Annotated in this window: 11 protein-coding genes; 5 read left to right on the top strand and 6 right to left on the bottom strand. The window is 41.3% G+C overall.

Going from position 1 to position 9,586, the window contains the following annotated elements; translation table 11 throughout:
• Positions 1-220: 220 nt before the first annotated feature.
• Positions 221-1,600 carry a dihydrolipoyl dehydrogenase gene (locus FTU39_RS12135; protein ID WP_179990513.1) on the bottom strand — a complete coding sequence of 460 codons (1,380 nt, stop codon included), beginning with the start codon at positions 1,598-1,600 and terminating at the stop codon, positions 221-223.
• A gap of 160 nt (positions 1,601-1,760) precedes the next feature.
• Between FTU39_RS12135 and FTU39_RS12130 the strand changes: the two genes are divergently transcribed.
• A complete protein-coding gene (locus FTU39_RS12130; protein ID WP_167845777.1) occupies positions 1,761-3,290 on the top strand; it encodes a hypothetical protein in 1,530 nt (509 codons plus the stop codon).
• Between the two features lie 141 nt (positions 3,291-3,431).
• Here FTU39_RS12130 and FTU39_RS12125 read toward each other — a convergent pair whose 3' ends face one another.
• Entirely contained in the window at positions 3,432-3,851 is a 420-nt protein-coding gene (locus FTU39_RS12125) for a beta-lactamase hydrolase domain-containing protein (RefSeq protein ID WP_180009230.1), read from the bottom strand.
• Positions 3,844-4,179, bottom strand: coding sequence for a TIGR01244 family sulfur transferase (locus FTU39_RS12120; RefSeq protein ID WP_154321046.1), 336 nt, complete (start codon positions 4,177-4,179; stop codon positions 3,844-3,846). Before FTU39_RS12120 ends, FTU39_RS12125 begins: the two co-directional genes overlap by 8 nt.
• 123 nt (positions 4,180-4,302) lie before the next feature.
• Here FTU39_RS12120 and FTU39_RS12115 point away from each other — a divergent pair, with 123 nt between their 5' ends.
• The 3 genes from FTU39_RS12115 to FTU39_RS12105 all read left to right on the top strand — a co-directional run bounded on the left by FTU39_RS12115 (position 4,303) and on the right by FTU39_RS12105 (position 6,104).
• The gene (locus tag FTU39_RS12115) at positions 4,303-5,202 is read left to right on the top strand and encodes an alpha/beta hydrolase (protein WP_167845778.1); all 900 of its coding nucleotides are present in this window, start codon (positions 4,303-4,305) and stop codon (positions 5,200-5,202) included.
• Positions 5,199-5,630 carry a thioredoxin TrxC gene (trxC, locus tag FTU39_RS12110; RefSeq protein ID WP_104853053.1) on the top strand — a complete coding sequence of 144 codons (432 nt, stop codon included), beginning with the start codon at positions 5,199-5,201 and terminating at the stop codon, positions 5,628-5,630. Before FTU39_RS12115 ends, trxC begins: the two co-directional genes overlap by 4 nt.
• A gap of 96 nt (positions 5,631-5,726) precedes the next feature.
• Positions 5,727-6,104: an acyl-CoA thioesterase gene (locus FTU39_RS12105; RefSeq protein WP_228748483.1), complete on the top strand. Its 378-nt coding sequence runs from the start codon at positions 5,727-5,729 to the stop codon at positions 6,102-6,104.
• Positions 6,105-6,181: 77 nt separating this feature from the next.
• Here FTU39_RS12105 and FTU39_RS12100 read toward each other — a convergent pair whose 3' ends face one another.
• Together FTU39_RS12100 and FTU39_RS12095 are read right to left on the bottom strand one after the other, a co-directional pair.
• The gene (locus FTU39_RS12100; RefSeq protein WP_180052232.1) at positions 6,182-6,691 is read right to left on the bottom strand and encodes a DUF4442 domain-containing protein; all 510 of its coding nucleotides are present in this window, start codon (positions 6,689-6,691) and stop codon (positions 6,182-6,184) included.
• A 12-nt stretch (positions 6,692-6,703) separates the two neighbouring features.
• Positions 6,704-7,192 carry a YajQ family cyclic di-GMP-binding protein gene (locus tag FTU39_RS12095; RefSeq protein WP_004976234.1) on the bottom strand — a complete coding sequence of 163 codons (489 nt, stop codon included), beginning with the start codon at positions 7,190-7,192 and terminating at the stop codon, positions 6,704-6,706.
• 92 nt (positions 7,193-7,284) lie between these two features.
• On the opposite strand from FTU39_RS12095, the gene FTU39_RS12090 reads away from it, so the two are divergent.
• Positions 7,285-7,599, top strand: a complete 315-nt coding sequence (locus FTU39_RS12090) for a rhodanese-like domain-containing protein (RefSeq protein ID WP_004976235.1) — start codon at positions 7,285-7,287, stop codon at positions 7,597-7,599.
• 79 nt (positions 7,600-7,678) lie between these two features.
• On the opposite strand, the gene mnmC is transcribed toward FTU39_RS12090, so the two are convergent.
• Positions 7,679-9,580, bottom strand: a complete 1,902-nt coding sequence (gene mnmC / locus FTU39_RS12085) for an FAD-dependent 5-carboxymethylaminomethyl-2-thiouridine(34) oxidoreductase MnmC (RefSeq protein WP_179991585.1) — start codon at positions 9,578-9,580, stop codon at positions 7,679-7,681.
• Between the last annotated feature and the right edge of the window lie 6 nt (positions 9,581-9,586).

Below are 9,586 nucleotides of genomic sequence, written 5' to 3'. Positions count from 1 at the left end.
CCCTTCCCGAACTCAGAAGTGAAACCTCTTCGCGCTGATGGTAGTGTGGGGTTACCCATGTGAGAGTAAGTCATCGCCAGCTCATTATTCAAACACCCTCAACTAGCGTTGGGGGTGTTTTTTTATGGGAGAAAGAAAATATTAAAAACTATAAAAAGTGAAGGCAAAATAAAACCATCAGGGGATGGTTTTAAAGAGTAAGCATACTTTCTAAATTTGATTAGATTTCACGTAGTTGTCGACGTGCATGTTTAAGTGCTGTTCTTAAACCCTCTTCTAGTGTTGGATGGTAGAACGGTTTATCTAAAATATCCTCAAGTGTGAGTTCTTCATCAATCATCCAAGCCAATAAGTGCGCCATGTGCTCAGCAGCATCCACAAATAATTCAGCACCTAATAACTTTTGACTTTTATTATTAATATAAACTTCAATCGCACCTTTATTTTTTCCCAGCACCAAAGCGCGACCTTGTTTTTCATAAGAAACAAAGCCTGTCGTAAATGCAATATTTTGCTCTTTCAGTTGTTTATAGTTTTGTCCTACAGATGCCATTTCAGGTGAGCTAAACACAATACCCATAGGTGTTAATGTTTTAATATTTTCAATGTTTGGAAAGTTTAAGCAATTATGTACAGCTAGACGTCCTTCATGTGCTGCTTCATGTTGAATGGGGGTGTTAGTGTGTGCATCACCCACAATAAAAATAGCATGCCGTCCGAGTTGTTTGGTGTGTGCATCAATTGGGAGCTGTTTGATGTTGTTAAAACTCGTATCAATATTTTCAAGTTGAAGCTGATCTAAATAGCTGCGTCTACCCGTGGCAACCAATACATAATCGGCAGTTAAGCTCTGTGTTTGTCCATCTTCTTGATATTCAATTTGCACGCCTTGTTCTGTTCTTTGTAGTTGTGTTGGCAAGGTTTCAAATTTGATATTCAATTCTTGACTAAGTGTATTTTGTGCAATGGTTTGTAGTTCTGGGCTGCTGAGTGAACCAACTTTACGACTACGTGCAAAAATAGTGGTCTCTACCCCTAAGCGTTGCATAGCTTGAGCTAATTCGATTGCAATTACACCACTGCCAATGACGGTCAAAGATTGCGGTAAGTGCTCTAATTCAAAAATTTGATCTGATGTGATTAAGCGTTCGCCTAAGTTTTCTTTCCAGGCTTGGTCATAAGCAGGAGTAGAACCGACTGCAACAATAAAAGCTTTTGCGTGATATTGTTGTCCATTCACTTGAATTGTATGGGCATCAATAAAAGTCGCAAAGCCTGAAATCTTATGGGATGCTTCCCAGCGATCTACATCTTTTTGTGTGGCACGGGTAAAACGATCACGTAATTGACGTACGTGCGTCATGATTTGGGATGTATCAATTTTTGCATCTACCGTGAGTGCAACTTCTTGTGCATGTTGAATGTCGTGCATGCGATTGGCACTAGAGATGAGGACTTTGCTAGGCATACAACCAACACGGGCACAGGTGGTGTCCCATGGACCGTGATTGATGATGAGTAGGTTTTGGGTGTATTTAATTGCTTCTTTATAGGCGCTAATGCCTGCGGTACCTGCACCAATAATAATGAGGTCGTACATTTGTGAGCTACTTCATGTAATAAATAAATTTAGGCTAACACAAGCAAAACATTTATCATGCTTTTATTTACATAAAGCAGTAACTATGGTTACATATCTGACAATATTAATTATATGTTTGATTAACTCATAGTTTTAGAGGGATTTGGGGAATAACTCAATGAAAAAGAAAGAAATTAGTTTGAAATTTTCGGCTGTGGCTTTAGCAGTTTTATTGGCTGGCTGTGGTGGCGGTGGAAGTGATGGGTACTATAATAAAGGTGTTAGTGCTCCTACCGCAGGAACTGGAACTGGCACACAAGAGGAAAACCTGTTTAAAAATATTCAAATTCAGTATCTTCCAATAGTAGAAAAACTTAATGCGCGTGGAGATACTTTTACAGTGTCTGTACGTGTAATGAATGATGGGGCTATTTTACCTAATGTTGCTTTAATAGTTGAATCTACAGATGTATTAAAGAATAAAGCTGCGATTGAGTACATTCCATCAAGTGAGGAGGTAGAGGGTGAATCCGCAGGAATCAAAACTGATGGACAGGGTATTGCACGATTTAATGTTAAAGTTGATGCGGGATTGGATGAATCCACGATTAATGAAATCTTGAAAGGTGTAAACGTTAAGGTATCTGTTAAGGATGATAAAGGTAATACTTTAGCTTCAGAACCTCATCTTATTTCGGCTTATGATCCAGAAAAAGAAGTCGTTGAAATACCGAACAAATATGATTGGAGTATTTTAACCGACAAGCAGGCACTTGCAGTTGTTGGTGATAAGATTGCTGTGCAGATTAGACTTAAGGCAATTAATGAAACTGATTCTGTAAATAATAAACCAGTACAGATTTCTCTTGAAAATTCATTTAATGGTCAGCTCGAAATTTCAAGTACTTCGGTAGCTTCAACTAATGATGAAGGATATGTTGCATTTACTATAAGTTCAAAGCCATTAAATTTAACTGAACAGCAAATATCAATTATGTTGGCTCAAGGATTGAAATTTAAAGTTCAAGTTGTTGAATCAGGAGTTGTGACAAGCGAACAAATTAAAACTATAGATTTAGTCAAATATATAGATGAAAATTTGTATGGTGGTGATAGTTCGGGTATTTCTCTTGGTGCATTGAGTGCTAATAGTGGGAAATATATCCAAGACGTTCATTTGGATTTGGGTATAGATAATGCTAATCAAGATGTAACGATTTCATCTCGTGCTATCCAGTATAGTAAAGGGAAATACTATTTTTCAAATAATATTGGCCTTTATCCATTAAGCTCAGCTATTTGTACATTAAACAATTCACCGGTCAAAAATGAGACGGGTTTGGATTGGAATGGTAATTCAATTACATACGCAGCTTTAGTTTCTGAAAAACTAAAACTTGCAAGTGTTGATGTGAATAATGTTGTATATTTGAACAACGAAGGAGCGACCAACTCTACATTATCATTTATTAAAGTGAAAACTGATGCTGATGGTAAAGCAACTATTAATCTTATCTATGATCAAAAATATTCAAAATGGTTATACTTAAGTCTAAGTGCACGTATGGAGAATCAGTCTATTCCTTTCGGCAAGACTTTCGATTTTCAATTACCAGTACGTGAAACAGATTATAATGATCAAACTGGGACAGGACCAAACATCATTAGTCCATTTGGTATATCAGATGATTGTTTTGATGCAAATTAAAAAACAGCGCTTCGGCGCTGTTTTTTATGAGGGTACTTTAGTAATTAAATTGAAGTCCCCACACTCACACCTACAGTCGGATGAACTTGCATCGAATTACAAGCACTCAGCGCCAAGACACACATCACCACCAATAAAATTTTACTCATGCAACAAACCTTGAGATTTTGCTTGATGAAATAAAGCACTGGAACGAGCACCACTACGACAAATCATCAGAATGGGTTTTGGGAGCTCATTATAATATTTGGCAAATTCAAGAATATCTGTTGGAGAAATTTTACCGCTACTAACGGGTTGATAAATCACGCTGACCTGAGATTTTTCTGCAATATTGCGTAATTCACTGACTTTGACCGCATTGCCAATCTCTTGATCGGGGCGGTTCACAATCACAGATTTAAAACCTTGCCGCATCAACTGTGAAAATTTGGCAGCATTCATCTGACCTGCAACGCTGACTTTATTTGTTAGCATCTGTGTATTGTTTGCGTAACTCAACGAGATACTGCTGCAGATCAGAATACAGCAAAACACATGTTTGAGGATGTGTTTAGTCATCCAACAAATCCATTTGTTTAGCTAACTGAAATAAGTTGTTTGAGCGGTTTCCAGTACGACAGAACATCAGGATAGGTTTTGGCAATTCGTTATAGTGATTGGCAAAAGTACGCACATCGACTTCAGTAATTTGACCAGACACCACAGGTTGAAAGACATAATCTAAGCCTGCTGCACGTGCAGCTTCTTCAATTTGCGCACTGGTTGGTTGCTCGGCACCACCTTCCATATCTGGGCGGTTATTAATAATTGACTTAAAGCCTTTCTCAAGTACCTGAGTTACATGCTCAGGACCAATTTGACCCGCAAAACCGACTTGTTCAGACATGGGAATACTCCATCATTTTATTCATGACAATATGCTTTATGATAGCATTAAGTAGATTCAAGAGCAGAATGTTCTGAAATATTTATAACGACGATAACGATAAAATAACGCAATGGAGCGCTTATGCATTCCTATACGGTCGAGCCTTTATATGTCAAAAGTGATCACGAGGTGATTGCTGCAGACTTTTATCGCCCTAAATCTATAGAAAAACCCGCGGTAATTCTGATGGCGCATGGTCTGGCGGCCTTGCGTCATTTTAAATTGGTGCAATACGCACAATATTTTGCTCAGGCAGGCTATGCCGTGGTGCTATTCGATTATCGCTATTGGGGCGGGAGTACGGGGCGTCCACGTGAGTTGGTATCCATAGAGGCGCAGTTAGATGACTGGCGCAGCATGATTTCACATATCGCGGAACGTAAGTCGATTGATGCCAAACGCATGATTCTGTGGGGAACTTCTCTGAGTGGCGGATATGTGCTGAGTTTGGCCTCACGCTTACACAATATTGCCGCGGTCATGGTACAAGTGCCTTTTGTAGATGGTGCGGAAAGTGCCAAGTTATATCCTTTGCAGCAACTTCCGAAAGCCCTAAAAATTTCCAGTCAGGACTATATGGGAGCAAAGGTGGGGATGTCACCTAAAACACTGGCAGTGGTGGCGCAAAAAGAACTGTGTTTTTTACCGACTGCAGACAGTTATGCAGGTTATATGTCCATTGTGAACCCCGACTATTACTGGAGTGGGGAAATTCCTGCGCGGGTATTTTTTAATTTGATTCGTTATCGTCCCATTCAAGAAGTGCGGCAAATCAACATTCCTGTGTTATTTATTGCTGCGCAGCGTGACAGCCTGATTCCAATTGAGTCGAGTCGTGAAGCGGCCACCAATATTGCACCTTATGTGCAATATGAGGAGTGGGATATGCAACATTTCGATATTTATCATGGAGAATGGTTTAAAAAAGCGATTCAGACCCAATTAGAGTTTTTACAGCAACTGTTTGGAGTCAGTAAATGATTATTGTATGCCCTGAATGCGGTGCAAAAAACCGTGTACCTGAAGATAAATTATCTGCAAATCCTGCATGTGGGCAGTGTCATCAAGCGCTGATTCCACTTGCACCCATTGAATTGAATGAGCAAAATTTCAGTAATTTTATTCAAAATAGCGATTTACCTATTCTGATTGATCTTTGGGCGGACTGGTGTGGTCCTTGCAAGATGATGGCACCACATTTTGCAACAGTTGCCAAGCAGAATCCGCAGGTGGTGTTTGCCAAAATTGATACCGAGGCCAATCCACGCTTAAGCAGTGCATTCCATGTGCGCAGTATTCCAACACTGGTATTGATGAATAAAAGCAATGAAATTGCTAGAATAAGCGGCGCGCTACGAGCGACTGAATTACAACAGTGGTTGGATCAGCAACTCAATGCCCAGTCTTAATGCACTGTTCGTGCTAATTTAATGCAAATGTCCGGAGTGAACGTGTCAGATTCTCATGTAAAACCAGAGGGAGTGCTTTCCCTACAAACAATTGCCATGCCAGCAGATACCAACTGGAGTGGAGATGTCTTTGGAGGCTGGATCGTTTCACAGATGGATTTGGCTGGTGCGATTCATGCCGAGCGTTTTAGTAAAGGACGTTGTGCCACGATTTCCATTAACCAAATGACTTTTTTGGTGCCTGTAAAAGTGGGCGATGTGATCAGTTGCTACACCAAAATTTTGAAAGTGGGCAATACTTCAATTCAAATGCAAATTGAAGTGTGGGACAGCCATGATGATTCACGTGAAGCTGTGCGTGTTACCGAAGGGGTATTTACCTTTGTTGCGGTTGATGTCAAAGGCTCAAAACGTCAGATTCCTGAAGAAGCCAAACAGAAGTTTTTAGAAGCTCAGGCTAGTCAAGCATCATAAGTATCAAGCTAGTCAAACATCGTAATGAAAAAAATCCCAGCACAGTAGCTGGGATTTTTTTTGGAGAGAAACAAGTATCAATCTTGTTTTTGCTTTAAATGTGCTTTTGACACCCATGCCCACAACATTTCACACTGAATCGGGGCTTCGCCTGATTCATCAATCACACTGACATTGACCAGTGTTTCGCCTTTGTCGGTGCTGTGCATGAGTTGTTGCTGTTCTGGGCTGAGTGTGGCAATGGCTGTCATTGCACCTTGAGTTGGACGTTTAAAGTCCACTTTCAGGCTTTTAATCAGCACAATGGCACTATCAGGTACATTCATAGCAGTCACAAAACCTGTAGCAGTTTCGGCAAGCAGCGCCATAGCACAGGCATGTACCTGTCCAATATGGTTTTGCATGGCTTTATGATTGGCAAGACTGACCACCACTTGCGATGGGGTTACTTCTTGATAGCGAATTTTCGCAGTGCCCACCATCGGCACGACACGACCAAAGGCTTGACTCAAAAGGCGGCTTTGAATGCCTTTCGGCAATTTTGATGTTGCTTTGACCAGTTTGTTTAAGCGATTGGTTGGTGTCATGACATCCCCAAATTAATCTTTAAAGTTGTTAAATTGCAGTGGCAGACCAAATTGTTGCTCTTTCAAGAACGCCATTACTTGTTGCAATGTGTCGCGTTTCTTGTCGGTCACACGAATTTTGTCACCCTGAATAGAAGATTGCACTTTAATGCCACTGTCTTTAATGGCTTTGTTAATTTTTTTTGCGGTATCTGAGTCAAGACCATCTTTAAGTTTGATCACTTGAATCACATTTTTACCTGATGCGGTCATTTTTTGTGGGTCAAGCGCCTGAATGTCGACTTTACGCTTATAGAAGTGATTTTCGAGCATGGTATACACTTGCTCACATTGGAAATCACTTTCAGTGGAGATTTTAATCTCTTTGTTTTTTTCATTGAGGTCGATAGAAACATCCTGACCACGAAAATCGAAACGAGTACCGATTTCTTTTTGTGTGTTTTGAACCGCATGATTCACTTCAAAAAGTTCTAATTCAGAAACAATATCGAAAGAAGGCATAATGAAGACCTTTGCAAATGGAAACAATATCTGAGATGCTAGGGATGTTTTCTTCATTTGCCAAGTGTTGTTTTACATCAAAGGAGTGCGCAATGATCCGTAAACAAGAAATTACAACATTTGAGTTCCCAGCTGACGCGATTATCTGGGATGTACGTGATGCAAGTGCTTATGCAGAAGCTCATGTTAAAGGTGCTGTGAATCAGCCAATTAACGATCTATCAGCAGAGAGTCTTACTCAGGTGTCGGCGGATCAACCCATTTACATTTTATGTGGTGGCGGAAGTAAAGCCCCACGTGCAGCGGAAAAACTAGAAGGTTTGGACAGCTCACGTGAATATGTTGTTTTAATGGGTGGTACACGTGCTGCGCGCGACGCAGGCATGCCTTTGGAACAAGGTCACTAAGTATCATCAATATGAAGAAAGCGCCGTAAGGCGCTTTTTTGTTGGGTATCGTTTTATTTCTATTTTCTCTAAGCGAGCGTTAGCTTGAAGGTGGAGGAGCTTTAAAATAAGGCTTCTTGGTTTTCACCTTTTTCTGAAAACGTGTAGCTGCCAGTTTTTGTACTAAGTTTTTAGGTACAGCGCAGGCTTCTGCTAAAACTTGTGCCGCCAGTATTTCACTGCACAACGGGGCAAATAAAAAGCCTTTAGAACCGAGTCCTGCAAAGCTGTAAATTTCCTGATCATCACGCATTTTGCCAAGTAGGGGAAAATAATCCTTACTTTGGGCGCGTAGCGAAGCGCGACCTTGCCAAGTATCTACGGGTGCTAAGTTTTCGGCATACGCAGGAAAGACACTGTGGATAAGTTCGTAGTTATGCACATGGTCTTCTGCCAAGACGTCACAATCTTCCCGATTTGGATAAAACGATGCACCTAAAATCAGTTGATCGGCATTGAGCTGCATGCAATAGCCGCCATAGCTATAGGCTTGTGATAATGGCAAAGCCTGATCTGTATTATTTACCCAGCTAACTTGCCCACGAATGGGTTTAAGCACAGGGTAATGCTCAAAAAAAGCACCGCTTTGCAGCGCTGCACAGACGATGACATGATCAAATGTTCCAAGTTCAGTATCTACGCTGTGTAAGATCAGTTGCTGTGCTGTCGTGGTGATTTGTTTAATTTGAGCTTGCTGAAACTGAATGTGCGGATGCGCAAGAATTTCATCACGCAGTTGATGTGGAGAAACTGCTCCTGCTTGCAATAAGTTTAAACTGGCAAAGTCGCTTTGTGGCGTAAGTTCGGTTGCACTCTGTGCTGCTAAAATACCTTTTGGATATTGTGTGGCTAAATCCAGCAATTCATCGGCATGTTTAAGTGCCAGTTGATGAATCTGCAACGGACGAAATGCTTTGAATGCGGCATAGTGATTTAAAGCATGTTGCCATGCCAAAGTCATTAAATGATCAGCACTTTGATGAATTGGGCAAAGTTTTGGGTTTAAGAGTGCCAAAGGATTGCCAGAACCGCCTGCAAGTGGCGCTGTTTGGTCATAGAGCGTGACTTGATGCCCTCGTTGGGAAAATGCCCACGCACAGCTTAAACCCGCAATTCCTGCGCCTATGATCGCAATATGGCGCTGTTGGTTGCTTGTTGTGGTATTTGTTGTAATTTGAGTTTCGTTCTGATCGGATATTGGCTCTATTTCAGGCGCTTGCCAGATGGCTTTCAGCATTTCCCGTTTATGCCCAAAACCGCGTGGGCGGGTGATGTGAATACCGTGTTGTTTTAAGCCACGTTTGAGTACGCCTGCCACACTAAATGAGGCAAAAGTCGTGCCATAATCGGACAGTGCTACAATCGGGTTGAGCACGGTTTCCTGCCACATATCGGGGTTACAGGCGGGTGCAAAGCCATCTAAAAACCACGCATTGACAGGAGCAGTTTTAGCAATGACAGGAAAAACTTCCTGAGCATCGCCTAGCCATAAATCTAGGCTAAAGCGTTCATCTGGAAAGTTTAAACGATGACAGCCTGCAATAGCGGCAGGGTATTGCTGAATCAGCTGTTCAGACAGATGACTGAGTTCGGGCCAAGCCGCTAAGGCACGTATAAGATCGGCTTTGCAAAGTGGAAATTTTTCGACAGAAATTGCGTGTAAATGGCTGCGATTATTGGGACGTACCTGTTGCCATAATTGCCAGAGCGCTAAAATATTTAAGCCTGTACCAAAGCCTGTTTCGCCTACACAAAAATATTCAAAATCATTCAGCGCTGCTAAACGGATGGGTAAGTCATTGCCCTGTAAAAACACATGCCGTGTTTCTAATAAACCGTTGTCTTTAGAGAAATACACATCGCCAAATTGTTTGGAAATGGGCACATCAATACCATCGACCAGTTGCCAATCCAGCTCGGCAGTTTGAATAGGCTGAAACAAAACCAG

The organism is Acinetobacter sp. YH12099 (genome assembly GCF_013419195.1).
In the GTDB taxonomy this organism is placed as follows: domain Bacteria; phylum Pseudomonadota; class Gammaproteobacteria; order Pseudomonadales; family Moraxellaceae; genus Acinetobacter; species Acinetobacter towneri.
The sequence above is the reverse complement of the archived record's forward strand: the minus strand, read 5'-3'. Positions and strand labels throughout refer to the sequence as shown.

Excerpts from the sequence above, each read along its gene's own strand:
- FTU39_RS12135 (WP_179990513.1), bottom strand. The coding sequence starts at position 1,600 with ATGTACGACCTCATTATTATTGGTGCAGGTACCGCAGGCATTAGCGCC.
- FTU39_RS12130 (WP_167845777.1), top strand. The coding sequence starts at position 1,761 with ATGAAAAAGAAAGAAATTAGTTTGAAATTTTCGGCTGTGGCTTTAGCA.
- FTU39_RS12125 (WP_180009230.1), bottom strand. The coding sequence starts at position 3,851 with ATGACTAAACACATCCTCAAACATGTGTTTTGCTGTATTCTGATCTGC.
- FTU39_RS12120 (WP_154321046.1), bottom strand. The coding sequence starts at position 4,179 with ATGTCTGAACAAGTCGGTTTTGCGGGTCAAATTGGTCCTGAGCATGTA.
- FTU39_RS12115 (WP_167845778.1), top strand. The coding sequence starts at position 4,303 with ATGCATTCCTATACGGTCGAGCCTTTATATGTCAAAAGTGATCACGAG.
- trxC (WP_104853053.1), top strand. The coding sequence starts at position 5,199 with ATGATTATTGTATGCCCTGAATGCGGTGCAAAAAACCGTGTACCTGAA.
- FTU39_RS12105 (WP_228748483.1), top strand. The coding sequence starts at position 5,727 with ATGCCAGCAGATACCAACTGGAGTGGAGATGTCTTTGGAGGCTGGATC.
- FTU39_RS12100 (WP_180052232.1), bottom strand. The coding sequence starts at position 6,691 with ATGACACCAACCAATCGCTTAAACAAACTGGTCAAAGCAACATCAAAA.
- FTU39_RS12095 (WP_004976234.1), bottom strand. The coding sequence starts at position 7,192 with ATGCCTTCTTTCGATATTGTTTCTGAATTAGAACTTTTTGAAGTGAAT.
- FTU39_RS12090 (WP_004976235.1), top strand. The coding sequence starts at position 7,285 with ATGATCCGTAAACAAGAAATTACAACATTTGAGTTCCCAGCTGACGCG.